At 60.8% G+C, this 20,005-nt stretch carries 15 protein-coding genes; 8 read left to right on the forward strand and 7 right to left on the reverse strand.

The window, feature by feature from the left end; translation table 11 throughout:
* Positions 1-48: 48 nt before the first annotated feature.
* From M2368_RS07140 to M2368_RS07150, 3 genes are all read right to left on the reverse strand, one after another.
* A complete protein-coding gene (locus M2368_RS07140) occupies positions 49-1,674 on the reverse strand; it encodes an LCP family glycopolymer transferase (RefSeq protein WP_402696483.1) in 1,626 nt (541 codons plus the stop codon).
* A 17-nt stretch (positions 1,675-1,691) separates the two neighbouring features.
* Positions 1,692-2,222 (reverse strand): 5-(carboxyamino)imidazole ribonucleotide mutase, encoded by a 531-nt coding sequence (purE, locus tag M2368_RS07145; protein WP_105657464.1) that lies wholly within the window; start codon positions 2,220-2,222, stop codon positions 1,692-1,694.
* 74 nt (positions 2,223-2,296) lie between these two features.
* Positions 2,297-3,457, reverse strand: coding sequence for a 5-(carboxyamino)imidazole ribonucleotide synthase (locus tag M2368_RS07150; protein WP_498724285.1), 1,161 nt, complete (start codon positions 3,455-3,457; stop codon positions 2,297-2,299).
* A gap of 176 nt (positions 3,458-3,633) precedes the next feature.
* On the opposite strand from M2368_RS07150, the gene M2368_RS07155 reads away from it, so the two are divergent.
* Positions 3,634-4,203: a GtrA family protein gene (locus tag M2368_RS07155; protein ID WP_105657466.1), complete on the forward strand. Its 570-nt coding sequence runs from the start codon at positions 3,634-3,636 to the stop codon at positions 4,201-4,203.
* Here the strand turns inward: M2368_RS07155 and M2368_RS07160 are convergent.
* Positions 4,200-4,928 (reverse strand): TIGR03089 family protein, encoded by a 729-nt coding sequence (locus tag M2368_RS07160; RefSeq protein WP_146112920.1) that lies wholly within the window; start codon positions 4,926-4,928, stop codon positions 4,200-4,202. The genes M2368_RS07155 and M2368_RS07160 overlap by 4 nt on opposite strands.
* A gap of 288 nt (positions 4,929-5,216) precedes the next feature.
* Here M2368_RS07160 and M2368_RS07165 point away from each other — a divergent pair, with 288 nt between their 5' ends.
* Genes M2368_RS07165 through M2368_RS07180 form a run of 4 tightly spaced genes read left to right on the forward strand, consistent with a single transcriptional unit; the run spans position 5,217 to position 12,788 of the window.
* Positions 5,217-5,741 carry a WhiB family transcriptional regulator gene (locus tag M2368_RS07165; protein WP_402696659.1) on the forward strand — a complete coding sequence of 175 codons (525 nt, stop codon included), beginning with the start codon at positions 5,217-5,219 and terminating at the stop codon, positions 5,739-5,741.
* Positions 5,742-5,752: 11 nt separating this feature from the next.
* On the forward strand, positions 5,753-9,211 hold the full coding sequence (locus tag M2368_RS07170) for a glycosyltransferase family 2 protein (protein WP_498724366.1): 3,459 nt from the start codon (positions 5,753-5,755) through the stop codon (positions 9,209-9,211).
* The gene (locus tag M2368_RS07175; protein WP_498724286.1) at positions 9,211-11,832 is read left to right on the forward strand and encodes a DUF5719 family protein; all 2,622 of its coding nucleotides are present in this window, start codon (positions 9,211-9,213) and stop codon (positions 11,830-11,832) included. The genes M2368_RS07170 and M2368_RS07175 overlap by 1 nt, the downstream gene beginning before the upstream one ends.
* Positions 11,833-11,858: 26 nt before the next feature.
* Positions 11,859-12,788: a COX15/CtaA family protein gene (locus M2368_RS07180; RefSeq protein WP_498724287.1), complete on the forward strand. Its 930-nt coding sequence runs from the start codon at positions 11,859-11,861 to the stop codon at positions 12,786-12,788.
* An 11-nt stretch (positions 12,789-12,799) separates the two neighbouring features.
* Here the strand turns inward: M2368_RS07180 and M2368_RS07185 are convergent, their stop codons facing one another.
* Positions 12,800-13,258: a metallopeptidase family protein gene (locus tag M2368_RS07185; protein ID WP_105657471.1), complete on the reverse strand. Its 459-nt coding sequence runs from the start codon at positions 13,256-13,258 to the stop codon at positions 12,800-12,802.
* A 91-nt stretch (positions 13,259-13,349) separates the two neighbouring features.
* Between M2368_RS07185 and M2368_RS07190 the strand changes: the two genes are divergently transcribed.
* Entirely contained in the window at positions 13,350-13,751 is a 402-nt protein-coding gene (locus M2368_RS07190) for a DUF3499 domain-containing protein (protein ID WP_208294212.1), read from the forward strand.
* 284 nt (positions 13,752-14,035) lie between these two features.
* Positions 14,036-15,472, forward strand: coding sequence for a TIGR01906 family membrane protein (locus M2368_RS07195; protein ID WP_498724288.1), 1,437 nt, complete (start codon positions 14,036-14,038; stop codon positions 15,470-15,472).
* Positions 15,473-15,544: 72 nt separating this feature from the next.
* Here the strand turns inward: M2368_RS07195 and M2368_RS07200 are convergent, their stop codons facing one another.
* Positions 15,545-17,386: an AMP-dependent synthetase/ligase gene (locus M2368_RS07200; protein WP_498724289.1), complete on the reverse strand. Its 1,842-nt coding sequence runs from the start codon at positions 17,384-17,386 to the stop codon at positions 15,545-15,547.
* Between the two features lie 78 nt (positions 17,387-17,464).
* Positions 17,465-19,075 (reverse strand): dolichyl-phosphate-mannose--protein mannosyltransferase, encoded by a 1,611-nt coding sequence (locus M2368_RS07205; protein ID WP_332488484.1) that lies wholly within the window; start codon positions 19,073-19,075, stop codon positions 17,465-17,467.
* A 68-nt stretch (positions 19,076-19,143) separates the two neighbouring features.
* On the opposite strand from M2368_RS07205, the gene rsmI reads away from it, so the two are divergent.
* Entirely contained in the window at positions 19,144-20,004 is an 861-nt protein-coding gene (gene rsmI / locus M2368_RS07210) for a 16S rRNA (cytidine(1402)-2'-O)-methyltransferase (protein WP_483561477.1), read from the forward strand.
* Position 20,005 lies beyond the last annotated feature (1 nt).

A 20,005-nucleotide genomic window follows, 5' to 3' on the forward strand; every position in this document is an offset into this window, starting at 1 on the left:
TTCAGGAGCGGTAGTTGGGTCGCATGGCGGTCGGGGGGTCTTAACCGTTTACGGAACCGAGCATTCGTCGTTATTGGCCGCGATCTCTGAAATCAACGTGCGGTAGCCGGCCATTTCCAATTGCACCAAGTACTCTTCGGTGATCGGGCTGCCATCTGGCTGGGTGAATTCCGGGCTGTCCTCTTTCGACAGCTTCGGAGCATTGTTCACGTCAGTGGTTTCCGGCGCTTCTTCGGAAGCCTGGGTTGTTTCTTCCGGAGCCGAGGACTTGGAGGAGTCCTCGCTCTTTTCAGGATTGTCCTTCTTCTTTTCCTTCTTCTTCTCCGGCTCGTTCTGCTTTGCGATCAACGTCTGGATACGCTCTTGCAGCTTGTCGAAGTCGGGGTAGGTGGAGAAGCTGCGTTCGAAGTCCGGCGCACCGAGGGTCAAGCGGGCCATTGGCTCCTTGGAGACCTTCTCGGCCAGGGATACGAAGGAACCGAGCTGACCTGCTGGAATGTCGGTTTCAACCAGCTGTTCACCGGCGGACATGATCGAAGTGAAATTGCTCAGGATCGTTTGCGGCTTGAACTGCTTGATGATTCCCTGCTGCAAGCACTGCTGGCGCTTGATGCGGTGGTAGTCATCGGTGAAGTCGCGTGAGCGAGCAAACCACAATGCCTGCTTGCCGGTGAATTCGTGGGTGCCCGGTGCGAACCAGTGCGTGCGCACGGTGCTGTTTTCGTGGTATTTCCCGTTGTAGGGAACCCATCCGCCGGAGTCGATGGTGACCCCGCCCAATGCGTCGACAAACTGCTCGAACCCGGCCATGTTGATCATGACGTAGCCCTGGACAGGGAGCCCCGTGGTGCCTTCCAGCGCGTCCATGGCAGCTTGCGCGCCGACGTTCTTCACGGTCTCGGGGAAAGCATCCGCGTGCTCGGTTTCGGCATTGCGGTAGATGGCGTTGAAGATGCATTCGTCGCCGCAGTTGTAGCCTTCGGGCCAGATCTTCTCCATGGGCGAGCCCGGGGCGAAGCGTGCGCTCTGGAAGTTGCGCGGCACCGAGATCAGCAGGCTCTTGCCGGTTTTGGCATCAACAGAAAGCAGAGCCGCAACGTCGGTGCGGACGCCTTCGCGGTTGGCACCGGAGTCGGCACCGAACACTGCGATGTTGTAGCGCCCGTCGACTGGCTCGAAGGCGGGTCCTTCATCGAATACGGCCACAATGGTTTCGCGTCCGGTATTCAGCAGCGAGGCGCCGTAGATGAAGACACCGCTGGTGGCCACCACGGCTGCCAGGGTGAAAATGGTAACGATGGCACGCATGCCAGGGGCCAGCAGCTTAGGCCGGATAATCACCAAGGTGTTGATGAACATGATCAGCCAGCCCAGGGCCAGCGTGCCGAGCACGATGATCAGGAACAGCTGGAAGTTCGGGTGGGCAACCCAGCCGAGAATGATCGAACGATCAATGAAGTACAGGGCAACCAGCGCAAGAATGGCCAGCCAGCAGGCCATGGTGATGGACACTGCGATCCGTCCAAGCTTGCGATTTCCCGCGACCAGCTGAGCGCCGCCGGGGAAGAAGATGGTCAGCAGGACCAGGATCAGAGCCCGCTTGCTGCGCTGCGGAGAGCTGATGGTCTCCGGCTGGCGCAACGGACTTGGTGCGCGGTGACTGGCAGAACCCATGTACTTTTGGACTTTCCCTAGGAAGCGAAATTCTCGTTGGCAACTTCAGCGCGCAAAGCCGAACCCTTGGCATGGGCTTGCTCGCGCAGTGAATCTGCAAACTGAAGCAACTTTACCTGTAACGATTCGGCTAGCTCATCGGTTCCCGCTGCGAGCATGCGCACAGCCAGCAGGCCGGCATTGCGTGCTCCGCCAATGGAAACAGTTGCTACGGGGACTCCTGCAGGCATCTGGACGATGGAGAGCAGGGAGTCCATTCCATCTAGTTTAGCCAGTGGAACTGGAACTCCGATCACCGGCAGCGGTGTAACAGCTGCAAGCATGCCCGGAAGATGCGCTGCACCGCCTGCGCCGGCGATGATTGCGCGCAGTCCGCGTTCGTGGGCTTTCTTGCCGTAATCGATCATTTCTTCTGGCATGCGGTGCGCCGAAACGACGTCCGCTTCAAAAGGAATTCCGAATTCGGCCAGTGCCTGTGCGGCCAGGCGCATGACCGGCCAATCGGAATCAGAACCCATTACGAGGCCGACCAGTGGTGCTTCAGACATGAGATATTTCCTTGCGGTGTTCTAGTAAGAGCCGCTGCCCGGTACGCGGCAGCGGCTCTTGATCAAAATAAAGTCTAGACGGCGGCTTCGATGCCGTCGCGGATGAGCGCGGCAACCTTATTGGCCTGCGAACGAAGTTCATCTACGCTTTGCCCGGCGTTAGCCACAACGTTGACGTGGCCGATCTTGCGGCCCGGGCGCACGGACTTGCCGTAGGCATGGACTTTGACTTCTGGCGCGGCGGCCAAGGCGGCTTGGAAAGCCGAGTAGAGGTCCTGGTTGGCGCCGCCGAGATAGTTCTTCATCACAGTCACGCCCAGCTCGCGGGTTTCGCCCAGCGGCAGATCCAGAACCGCACGCAGGTGCTGCTCGAATTGACTGGTGACCGAACCGTTCATGGTCCAGTGGCCGGTGTTGTGCGGGCGCATGGCCAATTCGTTGATCACGAAACCGGCTCCTGAACCTGGGGTTTCAAAGAGCTCTGCGGCCATGACTCCGGTGACGCCGAATTCTTCGGCGATGCGCAAGGCCGCATCGGCTGCGGTGGCCGCGGTGGCTTCGTCAATATCCCGGGCAGGCGCGATCACTTCATCGCAGACTCCATCAACCTGGATGGTGTGGACCACGGGCCAAGCCTTGGCCTCGCCTGAAGGGGTGCGGGCTACCAACGCGGAAAGTTCGCGGGAGAACTCGACCTTGTCCTCGGCCAGCAGCGGGCCATGGGCGAACCAGTCGGCGGAATCCTTGGCGTCTTGGGCATTGTCCAGCATGCGCACGCCCTTGCCGTCGTAGCCGCCGCGCGGGGTCTTGAGCACAATGGGCCAGCCGGTCTGCTCACCGAAAGCGATCAGGACATCGACATCGTCAACCTTGGCCCACGCAGGGTTCGGAAGTCCGAGGCGTTCGATGGCCTCGCGCATGACCAGCTTGTCCTGGGCATGGATCAGCGCAGCCGGACGGGGCTGGATGTTGACGCCCTCATTGATCAGGGTGGTCAAGAATTCGTTGGGCACGTGCTCGTGGTCAAAGGTGACAACGTCCTTGCCCTTGGCGAATTCACGCAGGGTTTCGAGGTCTTTGTAGTCGCCTACAGGAGCGTCGGGAACGCTTCGCGCAGCTGAAACATCAGGACCTTCGGCAAGAACATGCAGTTCGAAACCTAGGTTCAGGGCCTCGGGGGCCATCATTCGGGCTAGCTGCCCGCCACCAATCACACCAATTTTTGGAAAGCTCACGATTACAAGGGTATCGAAAGCGACGTTGAGAATCGCATGCGCGTTGTCTGATTACTCTCACAATTCGGTCAATTTCCAGAAAGTGCCGATAAAATAGCAAGATCGCGCGCTTCTCGTAGTGCTTAGCGCGCCTTGTTACTGCTAGCCAGACGGGAACAATATTCCCTGGAGGACAATTGCTCGAGCGCATCAAACTCAAAATAGCCGGACTCATCTCGTTGCTGTGGCGCGAGGTGGCGAAGTTCGGCGTCGTCGGTGGCGTTGCGTTCATCATCGACTCGGGGATCTACGTCTGGCTCCTGCACGGTTCCATGAGCGATTCCCAGGTTAAAGCGAAAATCATTGCTGGCGTCGTCGCGACGATGTTCTCTTGGGTGGCCAACCGCTACTGGACTTTCCGCCACCGCCGCCAGGCCAATGTGGTGCGCGAGCTCGTGATGTTCATCATCATGAATGCCATCGGCTTGGGCATTGCCGCGGCCTGCGTATGGGTCACCAAATACTGGCTGGGCTTGACCGATCCCACCTCGGTGTTCATTGCCGGTTCGGTAGTCGGCTTGGTGCTCGGCACCATCTTCCGTTTCTTCGCCTACCGTTTCTGGGTCTTCGGCAGCGCGATGGATGCGGAGGAAGAATTCGCCCACGACCACGAAGTTCTGGGCAATCACAAGGCCGATACCGGCGCTGACGCAGCGCACTCCGCTGGCCAGGCCGATACCGGCACGGTACCGACGGTGGCTCGCTAATCCGCTGGTTGGTAGTCGAAGTTAATGCGTTCGCCGTCGCGCAGGCGCTGGGTCACTTCCATCCCGTCTTCTACTAGCACAATTCCGTCACCCGCTGCCCACTGGCCAATGGCGAAGGGCAGCAAGGAGAGCACGGGTTGCTGAGCACGCACTAGAATTGTTCCTTGCGCCTTAGCTTCGGTATCGAATAACGCGGCAAGGCTGACCGGGGTGTCACCATTGGTTGCGATGGCTGAGGCATCACCAGTTACTGGCGAGGGATAGAACTGATCCCCGTAGGTACGCACGGAGGCATTGAAGTCTTCTGCGACAGGGCCGAGATCCGAGCCGAAGGACAGCGCGAGAGCTGCCGGGTTCACGGCAAGGATTTCAGAGCTGCTGGGGATGCGCTCATCATCCGGTTGGGCTGTCACCCACACCGATGCCTGCTGTGCATCATCATGCCCAGCATCGACCAGCGTGGCGCCATGGTGCAGCGCGGCCAGGGCTACGACCAGGGACTTCCAATGCGCCGGCAAATCGAGCACCACGATCGAGTCTTCATCGAGGTCGAAAACCTCGCCCAAGAGATTGGCGCTTTTCGCGACCCAATTGTCAAATACCCGTCCGGACAGCTCGATGCGTTCCCCGCTGACGGAGTACCAGGTGAGCCATGGGGAGGCTGAACTGCGTCGCGGCGCGAGAAGATTCTCGACAAATGTTCGTGATTGTAGGCTATTGCTCACTGGATGTCCTTAAATTTAATTACTGAGAATTCACCGAGAATTCAGCCAAGACGGGACTCGCCCACCTCATGTGCGTCTTTTGACGGCGTGTTGTGCCGGGAGTTTCCTGAGAACTCTTCTTAGAATGACCTCCCCGCTTGACTCTAGCGGAGTTACACGGCTGTAATTAGATGGTGAGTCCGGGCAGGTTCATCACTTTTCGCTAGTTCGATGGAATAAATGCTGCCGGATGGATCGGGAGCAATGACGGCCCGATCTCCTCAAACCAATCGAAAGGTCAACATCACCATGGCGAATCTGGAGCAGGGGTACTCCGAATTTTCGACCTCGGCTGTTGCGTCGGCTCAATACGGGCTGGAGGACGCACCATCCGACTGGTTTGTCGATCCTCAAGCCGGTGAGTCCGCACGGGTTGCAGTTGCAGCCGATCTGGAGACCGCGGCCGACAGCTACCTGAAAGAGCGCGACACGTTATCCGACACCGAAGAAATCTCCTCGGTTGGCTCGTGGGCTCCTGAGCTCGACGAGGATGACGAAGTGCGCGAAACCATCAAGGCAGTTTGGCTTGGTGTTGGCGGCGAAGTTGACGAGGGCGAGCTGGGCTGGCAGGCCCGTGCTCTGTGCGCACAGACTGACCCCGAAGCGTTCTTCCCTGAAAAGGGCGGATCGACTCGCGACGCGAAACGCGTCTGCGGCGCATGTGTTGTCCGTTCGGAATGTCTAGAATATGCCTTGAGCAATGACGAGCGCTTCGGAATCTGGGGAGGGCTCTCAGAGCGCGAACGTCGCCGTCTACGGAAACGAGCAATCTAATTCGTCCGCCAATTCATGTCACCGCCATCGTTGCTTCGCACGATGGCGCTGACTTTTTACCACGCACTTTGGCCGCACTGCGAAACCAGTCCCGGCCTATCGAACGCTTCGTCGGAGTTGACGCTTCGTCCTCTGACGCATCGCTAGAGGTCCTGCGGGCGAACTTGCCTTCCAACTCCGCCTTGCTGGTGGCCGATGAAGGATCCCTGGGGCTGTCGCTGGAAGTAGCGGTGTCGCAACTTCCCGAAGCGCGTTCGGACCGTGATGAATGGTTATGGATTATCCACGATGACTCCATGCCTGCTCCCGACGCGCTGGAACAGCTGACTCGGACCGTTGAGGCCTCCGAATCGGTATCCATTGCCGGTTGCAAGCTGCTGGACATCGATAACCCGCGCCACCTGGTCGAGGTGGGGTTGAGCGTGGACCGCAAGGCCCAGCGCCTGACCATGATCGATATCGACGAAGTCGACCAGGGCCAGTACGACGGACGAAGCGATTACTTTGCCGTGTCCTCGGCCGGCATGTTTATCCGGCGCGAGGTCTTTGAGCAGCTGGGCGGATTCGACCCGGCTATTCCGGGCCGTGGCGACGACGTGGACCTATGCTGGCGCAACCGCCTGGCCGGTCACCGCGTGGTCGTGGTGCCAAGTGCCAAGATGTACCACCAGGTCGAGGTCGTCGACTCGCTGGCAGGCCCGCGCGAAGCCAAGCGCTCGGAGGTCTTCCAGCGCTTGAAGTTCGCTTCGCCTTTGGAACTGCCGTTCTTGTGGATTGGATTGCTGCTCGGCGGCATCGGCCACTTCCTCGTAGCATTGCTGGCCAAGGACCCGGGCCATGGCTTCAGCCACCTGGCTTCGGTCCTGCGCGGACTGTTCTCCCCGGGCAAGCTGGCCGCTTCACGTCGCAACGTCGCCCAGATCCGCGAAATTCCACGCCGCCAGGTCCGCAAGCTGATGGTCTCCGGCGCACAGGTGCGCGAATACCGCCGCAATGTGAACACCGGGCGTGCCGATGGCGAGGTCTACGGGGATGGCAGTGGCGCCGACGCGATGGTTGAACCTAGCGGTGACAACTTCTCCGACTTCGTGCGAATCGCCCGTCCGCCGCGCACCACCGCAGTACTCTCGCTGATTCTGGCACTCTTGCTCTCCGGGGCCGCTTCGCTGGTTGCTTGGCGCAGCCTGCTTGGATCCACTGCTTTGTCCGGCGGCGCGCTGCGCCCGCTGTCCAACAGCAACCAGGAAATCGGCGCCAACGCCCTATCGTGGTGGCAGAACATCACCACCGGATTGAGCGCTCCGCCGGATAACTCCGATGTGCTGTTCTGGCTTTTCTCGCTGGTGACTTTCAACCATGCCAACGAAGCTTCGATCTATCTTTTCTTCGCCGCGATGCCGTTGGCCGCCCTGACCGCGTGGTGGGGCATTGGCGCGGTGAGCCGTTCGCGTGCTGTCCGGTTCTTCGCCGCATTGATCTGGGCCCTATTGCCTTCGCTGGTCTCTTCGCTGGCCTCGGGACGAGTCGGCTCGGTATTGATCCACATCTTGCTGCCGCTGTTCTTCCTGGCAATTATCCGTGCCATGAATGCCCATGTGGCCATCGAAGGCGCGAAGCCCAAGAACCCGAAGCAGCAATCCGTATCCGCATGGACCGCTTCGGCTAGCGCCGCCTTGCTGCTCTGGGTGATCTCCGCCGGTTCCGTTTCATTCTTCCTGACCGCCAGCATCCTGATTTACGTTTTGGCCATCTTCTCGGTGCGCCGCGCACGCAGCCTGTGGTGGATCCCGCTGCCTGCAATCGTGTGGAATCTTCCGCTGCTGTTTGCCGGCCTGGGCGATCTGCGGCTGCTGTTCACCGAGCCCGGTGCGGCGCGCGCGTTCTCGCCAGCTGCCCCATGGCAGATGCTGCTGGGCTTCCCGGAATCCTTCAACGCCAACGCCTCGCTGGTGGGTTGGGACTTCCTGCCCGCCGGTCCGTGGGCTTTGGTCGCCGCACTGCTGGTCGGGGCTCCAATCATCGTGCTGGCTGTTTTCGGGACCTTGAGTTCTTCGCTCAGCCACAGTTCCAGCATGCGCCGGAACTCCCGCCGCCTGCTGTGGGGCGCAGTCCTGTCGCTGGCAGCGGGATGGGCCGTCGGTTTTGTCCCGTTCACCTTGGACTCGCACACCGCGGTGAGCGCCTACACCGGTCCGTTCGTCTCCTTTGCCATGTTTGCATTGCTTGCAGCTGCCGCCAACGCGCTAGCTGCCCTGCGCCATGAAGATCAGCCGCGCTCGATGCGGACGCAGGGTTCTCGTCCGGCGATGAGCCTGATGGCCGCATTCAGCGTGCTCGCGGTTCTCGCTTCCGGCGCCGTGCTGCTTGGTGCCCAGCTGAATCCGGCCGCGGAGTCCGAAACGCTGACTTCCCTGAATTCGGCTCAGCAGGTGCACAGCTCCCAGCCTCGCACCCTGCCTGCCACGGCAGCCGATGCGGGACGCTCCGAATTCCAGAAGCGCACCTTGGTGCTCAGCCCGCGTTCCTCCGGTGAAATCGACAGCCAGTTGGTTTCGGGCTCCGGTGAAACCCTGGACAGCATCAGCCGCTACTCGCAGGTCAAGCAGCTAACCGGACCGCTGCTGGATCCTGAACGCAATGAAGCTTCTGCCACCGCGCAGGTTCAGAGCAAAGCCGTAGCGATGCTGCTCTCCGAGTCTGCATTGGATTCGCGCGAATCGCTGCGCGACTTGGGCGTGGGCTTTGTCGTGCTCAACGAGACTGGTGAATCTGTCCCAGCGACCGTGCGCATCCTGGATGCGGCAACTGGGCTGGCATCGGTCGGCCAGACCGACAGCGGCTGGTTGTGGCGAGTGGATTTTGAAGCCGATGAAGAGAATCAGGGCGCTGGATTTGCCCGCGTTGTCGCTGAAAACGGTGACGTGAGCGTATTGCCGACCCAGCGTGGCAAGATCGCCAATCTGGAAATTCCGGCTTCTGATGCCAAGCGGACCCTGGTCCTTGCAACAGCGTCGGATCCGAAGCTGCGGGCCAGCGTTGATGGCGAATCCCTGCGTTCGGTGTCCTATCCCGAGGATTCGGAAACTCGATGGGCCCAGGCTTACGAGCTTCCTGCCGAGGGCGGCAAGCTGACGTTGTCGCACAAGGACTCCACGGCCATACCGGTTCTGGTGCTCAGCGCGATAGTTCTGCTGATTACCGTCCTCTTGGCCATTCCAGTGCCAAGCTCGCGGCGATTCGCCAACTACCGCAACAACGAATACCGCTTCCGTGAACCACGCGACGAAAATGAAGAACTCGCCGACGGCTCGGCCGTTTTGGCGGCCGCCGAAGTCCAGAGCCCGGCTACCGGCACCATGCCACTGAGCCGCCGCGAGGCACGCGAACGCGCCAGCGAGATTCGTGAGAACTTGACCCCGAAGCTCAGCGACCGGATTTCGGACGCCGATGCCGAGCAGGAGAAGAAGTAGTGAGCGACGAGAAGAACGTGAACTCAGCGGATTCTGCTGACAAGCCAACTGAACAGACTCCGGCCCCGAAGCCGGCCTCCGCGCAACCAGAAGCCAAGGACACCACCCCAGTGTCGGCGACACTATCGCGTGCTGAGACAAAGGCTGCCAAGGCCCGGGCCAAGGTCGATGCCAAATTGGACAAGGCCCGCGCCAAGGAAGCCCATGCCCGGTCCAAGGCCGAAGCGAAGAACGCCGAGAAAGCGGCGAAGGCTGAAGCCAAGGCCGCTCAGCGGGAAGAACCAAAAGCAAAGCCGCAACCCGAGGCGAAGTCAGGGAATAAGGACGCCACGGCAACCGTGCCCACCGCGCAGGCTGCCCAGGCGAAGGCTCAAGGCGAACCGGCGGAACAGAAGCCGGCTCCCAAGCCGGACTCCGTTCAAGCCGGATCGGAGCAGCCCGAGGCTGCGCACGCCAAACTGCCTGCAACTGATGCAGCCGCCGCGGGCACCACTGATGCAGCTGCGCAGCCGGAACACTCCCAGGGCGCCGAGCCTGCCAAGAACGCCGGCCCAGCCGCGGCTGGAAGCAAGACGGGGCCTGGTGCCGCCCAGGACGCTGGACCGAAGAAGCCTGCAGCCCAGGACCCGGTAGTTGTTTCCGAACCAGTCAAGCCGCCGGCCGCAGAAGCGGCTAGGGCTTCCGGGAAGCAGAACGATGCCGGGGACTCCTCGGGGCAGCAAGGCGCAGCTGCGCAAGTTGCCGGCGTGGCAGCCACTGGTGCCGCAGCTGGCGCTGGTTCCACCGAGGCTGAGAAGAACCAGCCGGCCGGCCCGAAGCCTGGAGAAGAAGCTGCGAAGGCATCAGAACCGGAAGATCCGAAGGCTGCCAAGCGCCGCCATCGGCTGGAGAAGGTTCGCGCGCGGAACGCCGCGAAGGAAGAACTTGCCGCTGCCAGTGCGCTGGCTGCGCCTGCAGCCGGGCCGCAGGCGGAATCGGTGGACGGCAACGTATCGAAGCGTCGCCAGAAGCTGGACAAGGCCCGCGCCGCGGCCTCCAAGGATGCGGCAGCCGCGCCGACGCGCAAGAAGACCGGCGCGATTCTGCTCAGCCTGGTAGCCGTTGCGGCTGCCGGCGCTGCAGTGGGTGCCGGATCAATTTTTGCCCCGGCACCGGCCGAAAAGTCGTTGCCAGCTGCCGTGACGAACCTGCCCGCAGGTGACTCCAGCAGCGTTTGCTCGGCAACCCCGCAGCTGCTCAAGGGCGTGGAAGGCACCGATGCGCAGTTTGCCCCAGGTGCCAAGGACATTTCCAGCAACCTGCGCAGCATTGCCGTTTCGGATCTGGCCAAGCGCATTCCGGGCTCCTCCTTCACCAAGCTCGATGGCAGCGGCGCGCATGAGCTGACTGGACGCATCGCTGAGGATGAAGCTGCCGAGGCCCGTGGCGCTGATGATGCGGGCCTGACCGGCCGCGCCAGCAAGGTTTCAACTGCCAACGATATCGATGACGCCCAGGTCTACACCTTGCAGCCACTGGGCGAAATCGCTTCGAAGGGCAGCGCCGTGCGCAGCTACCAAGCCAAGGATGGCGACCTGGCAGGGCTTGCTGCCGCAACGTGCCAGGCCCCGGCGTCCAACTGGCGATTCACTGGCCTGCAGACAAGTACCGGATCCACCAGCGTGATGCATTTGGCCAACCCAACGCATACCACTGCCCAGGTATCCCTGCGGCTTCGAGGTCCAGACGGCTTGATCGACACCTCGACGCTGCAGAACATTGTTCTGGCAGCGGGGGAGAGCCGGGCCATCGTGCTCGGCGGCTACGCGCAGAACCTGAATTCTGTTTCGGCTGAAATCACCAGTGTTGGCGGAAAAATCACTGCATCGGTCCAACAGGCCGCCCTGCGCGGTTTGACCCCGTCGGGTGTTGAACTGGTCAGCGCCAACGCGACGGCTTCCAATAGCCAGGTGATTCCGGGAGTGTGGATCGAGAGCAAGGAGAATATTTCCAAGCTCAGCAAGGACAACAAGTCGTTGGTTCCACAGCTGCACGTTGCGGCAACCGGCTCCTCGGGCGCTGGATTCAAGGTGAAGGTCCTGGGCGAAGACGGCGAAGTCGCCGCCAGCTTCGACGATAACCTCGCCGTCGACTCCGACGCGACGAAGATTGTGGATCTGACCCAGCTGGCTGGTGGCTATTACACGGTAGTTGTCGAGTCCGATGCTCCGGTCACCGCAGCGGTGAAGATGGTTCGCGGTGCGGACCCGAAGGACTCCTCGGACACTGCCTGGGCGGTGAGCTCCAACGCGCTAGCCGGTACGCAGGCCATGCCGCTGTCGGCTAATGGCACTGGGAAATTCGCCATCGCCGCCGTAGCTGCAGACTCAGCGGTGGAAGCAGTGGTGGTTAATAAGGACGGCAAGCTGGAGGAACCGAAGAAACTCCAGATCAAGGCCGGGCAGAATGTTGTCTTTGATCCGAAATCTGTCTCCGAAGATGCCCAAGCAGTCATCTTCTCGACAGATGCCAACGCTTACCTGGCCCAGCTGGTGCTCGGTTCCGAACGTTCCATCGCTTGGGCTGCCATGCCACAGGCGAATGCCGGACGCGACGGCATTGTGGTGAACATCGGCGGCTAGGAATCCGCCATTAAGGAACTGGATAATTGAAGACCCCTTTCGCATGGCTGGCTGAGCGAATCACGTTGGAACGTAGTTCGCTCAAGGCAGCTTCGCTATCGGCAATGATCGCAGCGATTCTGATTATTGTCGGCGGCGGTGTCGTTCGAGTCACCGGGTCAGGACTAGGCTGCCCCGACTGGCCAACCTGCACCGGCGGCTCCATCGCGCCAACCGCTGAAATGGGGATTCACGCGACCATCGAGTTCGTCAATCGGCTACTCACCTTTGTCCTGTGCGCAGCGGTTGGTTGGGTCATCATTGCCGCCCGACTGCAACGCGAACCAGTTCCGGGCATCACCCGATGGGCGTGGTTCCAATTCTGGCTTGTTGTGCTCAATGCGGTCATTGGCGGGATCACCGTCTGGATGAAACTGAACCCCTACGTAGTTGCCGCCCATTTCCTGGCTGCGACCTTGCTGCTCACTGCCGCTGCGGCCACTTGGGACAAGGTGCAGAATCTGGGAAACGCCGGCTCAAAAGCCAGTACGGATTCGCTGAAGTCGCTGGGAACCTGGTTAGTTGTTCTCAGCGCCCTGCTCGTCATCATTGGCACCGGGGTGACCGGCTCAGGTCCGCATGCCGGAGACTCGGCCGAGGTCCCGCGGATGGGCTTCGACTGGCTGCAGATCACTCTCGTGCATGCCGCAGCAGCCGTGGGCGCACTGGTTGTTGCTTTGGTGATGTGGCGTCAAGCAAGAAAAGAACAAGTACCGGACGTGGCGCACAAAGCCAAGCTCTACCTCTGGGTATTGGCCGGACAGGGGCTGCTCGGAGCGATCCAGGCCATGACCAGCCTCCCAGAGCTGCTTGTGGTCGCCCACCTGGTTGGTGCTGCGCTGGTATGGATCGGTGCCGTGCGCGTTGGCCTGGCCTCCCATGCGCCGGGACGTGAAAGCCGGATCCAGGCCAGCTAGAGAAGATGGCCCTAGTAGTCCGGATCCTCAGGGAAATATGCGGGGTCCACTTCCGAGATGGGTTTCATCCAAAGCTGCGCGACCTCGTGCACCACGCACTGATGGACCAGATCCAAGAGTTCGCCGGTGTTTTCCGCAATCTGCTCAATGGGCAAGCGATAAATGATGATGCGCGCTGGGCGGCTAGCCGAAGCTGATTTTGATGATGCAAGCGGCACCCGCTCGCCCAGTGCAGCAGCCTGTTCCAGCAGCTTGTCACTGGGCACCGGATCAATCAGGAAATCGATCTTTTCAATTTCTCCGGGCCAGCGTTCCGAGAGCCTTTGCGCACTGGCCATCACGGCATCATCAAATCGTTCCGGCCGTGAACGGTAAGCAGGAAGATGCATGGGCATCAGCGGGCCACGCCGCCCGCGTCCGTGGCGGTGGCGACGGGAACCGCTTGGCGGATCAGGCAACTTGGAGTTCATTAACTCAGCCTAGCGCTTGCGACACTGTGCCGGTGCCCATCAGCCCGCAAATGGGCGAAGATCCCAAGGATGTGCTGACCAGCCGAGTAGAATGGCAAACGTGGAAGGTCTTCGTCTTTGTTCTCGCCCAGCCTGCCGTGAAACGGCCCGCGCTACTCTTACCTACGTATACGCAGATTCAACTGCTGTTCTTGGGCCTTTGGCGACGTACCCGGAACCGCACTGCTATGACCTGTGCGCCCGCCATGCGAACCGTCTGACAGTTCCCAGCGGGTGGAGTCTGATCCGTGGCGCCATCCCAGATGTGCTTGAACCAGAAGATGAGCTGAACGCGTTGGTGAATGCCGTCCGCGATCGCGAACCAAAGGTTCGCGAACCTCGCCATGCATCGGATTCGCCCATTGATTCGGTCCGTCCCCGCGATATCCGTGCACAGCGCTTTGACACTCGCGTCCGCTTGGCTGTGCTCCCAGCTGGCGACGAAGAAGCCTAGACCTTCTTCTCGAAGAATTCTTGAACCTGCATCGGCACTTCGGCGGCATCTGCAGCACCTCTTTGTGTCCTAGCTGAAATCCAATTTTGGTGTGGTAATCCGTCAGATGACTCGCCTCGCTGGATATGCTAAAGGCGCGTGCGCCGTACTCGGCCCGTAAAGCAACCCCAAAACAGCACACCATCGCGCGAATTGCAGGAGGACTCCTCATGGCTGAGGCGGCGAAAAACCCCACTGGAGGGCAAGGAACTACGGGCCAGCCGGCACCGGCTGCCACTGGCAACATGCCAGGCCCACAGACCAGCCTGAGCCAAAAAGCTGAAGAGCTTACTGCGCGCCTGGAAAAGCACAAGAACCAGGCCCAGGCAAACGCCGCTGCCCAAAAGGAAGAAGCCCGCAAAGAGGCCATCCGCCGCGCGATGTCCGGCAAAACCGACGCCGAGACCAAGAACCCAACTGCAGCTCCTGCAGCCAAGGCGCAGCCTGCCCCCGTGAAGCCAGCGGCAGACAAGCCTGCCGCGACCCCTGCGGCCAAGCCAGCTGAGGCCAAGCCTGCTGCGGCCAAAGCCCCGGCAACCAAGCAGCCGGTCAAGCCAGCGCCCGTCAAGCCCGCGGCGTCCAAGCAGGCAGCCGCCAAGCCAGTTGCGGCCAAACCTGCGGCCGCGAAGCCTGCCGCCAAGGCGCCCGCTGCGAAGCCGGCCGCTAAAGAGCCAGTAGAAGATGTCATTCGCGCCATCAAGCTACCGCACGAAATCGAAGCGGAGAAGCAGGTGCAAAGCGAAGCCGCCGCCGGTGCCGGGAAGTCCGCTGAGCCGCAGGCCAGCGAGAAGGCAACCACCGCGCAAAGCGTGCCACCGGTGTCTGCTGCTCCGAAGACCGGATCCCTGCCAACAACAAAGGCTGCCGTTGCCCAGGCGCGCAACCGCGTCTTTGGCAGCTACGCGCCAGAACCGGAACCTTCCGAAGCGGCCGTGAAGCGCCGGGTTGCGCGCGAACGGGCGCTGAACTCGAAGCCGGCCCTGGGCCGTACTGCCCAGGTGATCGTGGCTCTGGTCTTCCCGCTGCTGACCTTGATCGCTGCCATCCGTTTGGTCGCGACGCCGGCTTTCCTGGCTCTGTCCTACGGCCGCCCTGGATTCCCGAGCGATTCCTTTGGTTTCACCGATTCTGAACGCCTGACCTACGGCAGCTACGGTGTGGATTACCTGAACAACTTTGCCGGCCCCGAATACTTGGCCGGCTTGAAGCTTTCCACCGGTTCAAGCATGTTCACCGAAGGGGAAGTCCAGCACATGGTGGACGTGAAGAACCTCATCGGGTTCGCCTATATCCTCGGAGCTGTTCTAGCGGTCATCTTGATCATCGGTGTTTGGTACCTCGCCAAGCGCTATGCAGGCGGCGTACGGCGTGCATTGTTCTCGGGAGCGATCTTGGCCTTGGCGGGCATTGCTGCGCTGGCCGTCTCCGCGATTGTGGGATGGGACAATTTCTTCACCCAGTTCCATGCCCTCTTCTTCTCCGACGGCACCTGGACCTTCAACGTCAGCGATACGCTGATCCGCCTGTACCCAGAGCAGTACTGGCTCGATAGCGCCATTGGCATCGCCGTGCTGGTGCTGGCCACGATCGTCACTGTATTGATCAGTTGCTGGCCAACCGGCCGCCGCCGTGAGGCGGCCCGGCTGCGCCAGGAGGCCCGTGCGTTCGGCATTGGCAACTAGCTGGCACAAGGCTTAAAGCACTGGGGGAGCAGTTCATGGCGAACTGCTCCCCATTGCTTTACCCAGTGGGAATTACTGGCGGTAGAGGGCTTCCACGCGGCCTTCGAATTCTTCGAGAACGCTCTGGCGCTTGAGCTTCAACGAGTTGGTCAGGTGCCCGGAAGCTTCGGTGAATTCCTCTTCCAGGACCACGAACTTGCGAATGGACTCAGCCTTGGAAACGGTCAAGTTAGCGGTATCCACGTAGCTCTGGACCTCGGCGATCACTGCTGGGTTGATGGCCGCCTCAGCCAGGGTCATTGCTTCAAGCCCCTTGGCCTTGGCCCACAGCACCAGTTCTTCGGGATCGAGGGTCATCATGGCCGTAATGAATGGGCGCTGTTCGCCAGCCAGTACGCACTGGGAGACGATGCGTCCGGCGCGGACCATCTCTTCCAACGGGCCAGGGGAGACGTTCTTGCCGCCGGCGGTGACGATCAGTTCCTTCTTGCGGCCAGTGACCTGGAGGAATCCTCCATCATCCAGGACACCGGTATCACCAGTCTTGAAATAGCCGTCTTCATCGAAGACTGCAGCCGTGGCGGCAGGATTGTTGTGATAGCTCGCGAAAACCCCAATGCCCTTGACCAGGATTTCACCGTCATCGGCGATCCTGATGGAGGTGCCGGGAAGCGGACGACCCACGGTGCCCACGCGGATTCGTGATGCTTGATTCACGGTGGCTGGGGCGGTGGTTTCGGTCAGGCCGTAGCCTTCGAGCAGTTCAATGCCAGCGCCGCGGAAGAAATGAGCCAAGTCCGGGTTCAATGCACTGGCTCCGGAAATCGCGTAACCGCAGTGGCCGCCAAAGACGGCCTGCAACTTCGGGTAGAGGACCTTGCTGAACAAGGCATGGCGGGCACGCAGGCCCAAGGGCATGCGAGTCTTGAGGCCACGCGCACGCGCATCACGGATCTTGGAAACCTCGATGGCTGCCTGTTCTGCCTTGAGGAACAGCTCAGCCTTGCCGCCACGTTCGGCCGTGGCCAAAGCGGTGGTGCGAATTTTCTCGAAGACTCGCGGCACGGCCAGCAGGAAGCCAGGCTTGACCGCGGACATATCCTCGACCAGATTGGCCATGGAACTGGAATGCGCAATCACCGACCCGCCGTGGATGCAGGTCTGCTGGACGGCACGAGCCAATACGTGGGCCAGCGGCAGGAACATCAGCGTTCGGCGCTCTTCCCCGAGCACTTCGAGCATATGCCCGGCCAGATTATGCGCCACCATGGCGAAGTTCGAGTGGGTCATATTGCAGCCCTTGGGACGCCCGGTGGTACCCGAGGTGTAAACCATCGTGGCCACATCCTCAAGGGCCATGGAAGCACGGCGGGATTCGACCAGCTGCTCATCGACTTGGTTGGCAGGAACCATCAACTGATGCAGGCCAGCGGAGGGAATGAGCGTCTTGTCCGCCGTGTCGGAGCCTTCAAAGATGTGTGTGCGAACCGGTTCGCCCAGCTGAGCCGCCGCCTGGCGGACGTTAGCGCGCAGCTCGTGGTTTTCCGCGAAAACCACGCGCGCACCGGAGTCGCGCAGGATCCATTCGATCTGGAAGGCGCTGGAGGTTTCGTAGATGGGAACCGTCACGCCTCCGGCGAACCACACCGCTTCCTCTGCCAAAGCCCATTCATAGCGGGTACGGGAAATAATGGCGACCTTGTCACCGGGCTGCAGCCCATCATTGATCAGCGCCATTGCCAGGCGCTTGACATCAATGAGGAAATCACCGGCACTGAGATCATGCCAGGTGCCGTCGCGCTGCACGCTGAACAGTGGGCGTTGCGCACCACGCGCTACGCGGTCAAGGAGTAGGCTCGTCGTGTTTACCTCTGGTGCTAGATCAGTGAGTAGCTCGACGGTTACTTCTTGCATTGAAGGATTGTCCTTTGAAAATCGTTGGTCGTCTTAGTGGCCTATTTCATGGAAACAGGTGGCCAAGCCACGGGCAGCCTAGCCCCAGCTAGGGAGCCACACATGCAAGCGCCAGTAGTCATCCGCGATCATTTCCCCACTCCATATCGGCCAGAAAAAGGCCGACGTGACTAGGAATAACGCCATGAATATGGTGAGTACGATGATGCGTGATCGGTGCGCGGCACTGGAATTAGGGTCGCGTGGAATGAACCTGCCAATCATATACGTCAACGCGAGCACCATGAACGGAACCAGTGGCAGGGTGTAGAAGAAGAACATCGTGCGTTCTGGGTACATCAGCCACGGCAGAAACCCGGCCGCCACCGATGAGAGGACCGCTCCGGCGCGCCAATCACGGGCGCCAATCCACCACAGAATCAGCAAGAACATGCTGATGGTGCAGGCCCACCACATCAACGGGTTAGGCAGGTCGGTAATAACCTCGGTGCAACGCTCCAGCCCGCAGCCGTTGGCGCCCTTGTCGTAGCCTTCGAAGTAGAACAGCACTGGACGTCCGGCGAAGGGCCACGTCCACGGCGAGGATTGCCAGCCATGCTCGGAGTCGAGCCCGGTATGGAATTCGTAGCCAGCCTGGTGATAATGCCACAAGGAACGCAACGGCGAGGGCAGCCAGCTAATGCCTTCGCCGGGATTCTCCTCGGCCCAATGGCGGTATCGGCCGCCCTGGGTGATCAGCCACCCGGTCCACGTGGACAAATAGGTCAGCAGCACCAGCGGCAGCATGGTGAAGAAGGAATAGATTCCGTCGCGGATGAATGCCGCCGACTGCCACTTGTGAACTCCTGCGGTGCGCCGCGCACCAAAGTCCCAAAGCACCGCCATGAGGCAGAATACAGCTACGAAGGACAGCGCCGACCATTTAATGCCAACTGCGCCACCGAGCATGATCGCTGCGATCAGCCGCCATGGGCGCCACCAGAGCATGGGGCCATGAACGAGCAGGAAGTCATCTGGCCGGTTACCCTCGGGTACTGAAAGCTTCCGGGCAAGCACGGTTCTGCCGTGTATCCGGTCTTTGAGCAGGGCATAAAACGCGGCAAGCACAAAGAACATCAAGAAGATGTCCAGCAACGCGGTGCGCGACATGACTATGGAATGGCCGTCGATGGCCATGAGCAAACCGGCGATGCCGGCAAGGACGTGGGAACCGAAGAGCAAGCGGGCGCACAGAGTGACTAGCAGGACCGAGAGGGTGCCGACCAGCGCTGTGGAAAAACGCCAGCCGAAGCCATTGAAATCACCGAAGAGGAGCATGCCCACGCCGATCATCCACTTGCCCAGCGGCGGATGGACGACAAAGGAAGATTCAGCTTCCAGCTGCGGGTCGCCTGCGATGAACTTCCCATCGCTGTCGTCAGCCCATTCGCGCTCGTATCCGCTTTGCAGCATCGCGAATGCGTCCTTGACGTAATAGGTTTCATCAAAGATCAGCAAGTGCGGGTGCGCCAGATTGACGAAGCGCAAGAGGCCGGCAATCAGTGTCACGACCAGCGGAATGATCCACATCAGCGGGCCGCTGGGAGCCACCACAGGCAGGAGCCGTTGTTTCAGGCTCTCGAAAGTGAAGGCCTGTCGCGCCGAGCGTACGTGGCCGGAGTCCGGAGTGTCTAAAACCGAGGTGCCCATCACCAATTCATGCTACCGGTGGAAAGTCCAGAAAGTGGGCTTTTCCTGCGTCGCGTAGGCTTAAGAATGTGCAGAACTCAGATAATGAGGGCGTAATCGTCCTGGGAGCCACCCCGATTGGCAATTTGTCCGACGCCTCCCCGCGTCTGCGGGAGATTATGGCCAGTGCCGATATCATCGCCGCGGAGGACACCAGAAACTTCCACCACCTGGCCCATGCCCTGGGCATTAAAATCACTGCGAGGGTGATGAGTCTGCATGAGCACAACGAGGCTCACAAGCTCTCCGAGGTGATTGACCTGGCCGCCGAGGGCGCGACTGTGCTGGTGGTTTCCGATGCAGGAATGCCGGCGGTATCGGACCCCGGCTACCCATTGGTGGCCGCTGCCTTGAGTGCTGGCATCCGTGTCACCGCGGTACCGGGCCCTTCTGCGGTGCTCACCGCGCTGGCCCTGTCCGGATTGCCCACTGGCCGTTTCACCTTTGAAGGCTTCCTGCCGCGCAAGGCGGGGGAACGCCGCAAGCGCCTGGATTCCTTGCTCGCCGAAGATCGCACCATGGTGTTCTTCGAGGCTCCTCACCGGCTGAGCGACTTCCTGGATGCCGCTATCGAAGCATTTGGCCAAGACCGCCAGGCCGCCGTAGCCCGCGAGCTGACCAAGAAGTTTGAAGAGGTCCGTCGAGATTCACTGGCAAATCTGCGCGCATGGGCAGAAGATGGCGTACGCGGAGAAATTGTTGTGGTGGTCCACGGAGCCCCGGAAGCCGAGGCCGCATCCATCGAGGATTTGCTTCCCAAGGTTGCAGCCCTCGTGGAGGAAGGCATGCGCATGAAGCAGGCCGTGGCCGAAGTGGCCGAAAAATTCGGCGTGAAGAAACGCGAGCTTTACGAAGCTGTTCTGGCAGCACGTCACGAAGCGGGAAAATAGC

Origin of the sequence: Arthrobacter sp. JUb119, assembly GCF_024807995.1 — a bacterium.
GTDB lineage: Bacteria > Actinomycetota > Actinomycetes > Actinomycetales > Micrococcaceae > Glutamicibacter.

What these genes read in the sequence shown, in the direction of transcription:
- M2368_RS07140 (WP_402696483.1), bottom strand. Translation starts at nt 1,674, where the DNA reads ATGGGTTCTGCCAGTCACCGCGCACCAAGTCCGTTGCGCCAGCCGGAG.
- purE (WP_105657464.1), bottom strand. Translation starts at nt 2,222, where the DNA reads ATGTCTGAAGCACCACTGGTCGGCCTCGTAATGGGTTCTGATTCCGAT.
- M2368_RS07165 (WP_402696659.1), top strand. Translation starts at nt 5,217, where the DNA reads ATGGCGAATCTGGAGCAGGGGTACTCCGAATTTTCGACCTCGGCTGTT.
- M2368_RS07185 (WP_105657471.1), bottom strand. Translation starts at nt 13,258, where the DNA reads ATGAACTCCAAGTTGCCTGATCCGCCAAGCGGTTCCCGTCGCCACCGC.
- M2368_RS07190 (WP_208294212.1), top strand. Translation starts at nt 13,350, where the DNA reads ATGGCAAACGTGGAAGGTCTTCGTCTTTGTTCTCGCCCAGCCTGCCGT.
- M2368_RS07195 (WP_498724288.1), top strand. Translation starts at nt 14,036, where the DNA reads ATGCCAGGCCCACAGACCAGCCTGAGCCAAAAAGCTGAAGAGCTTACT.
- M2368_RS07200 (WP_498724289.1), bottom strand. Translation starts at nt 17,386, where the DNA reads ATGCAAGAAGTAACCGTCGAGCTACTCACTGATCTAGCACCAGAGGTA.
- M2368_RS07205 (WP_332488484.1), bottom strand. Translation starts at nt 19,075, where the DNA reads ATGGGCACCTCGGTTTTAGACACTCCGGACTCCGGCCACGTACGCTCG.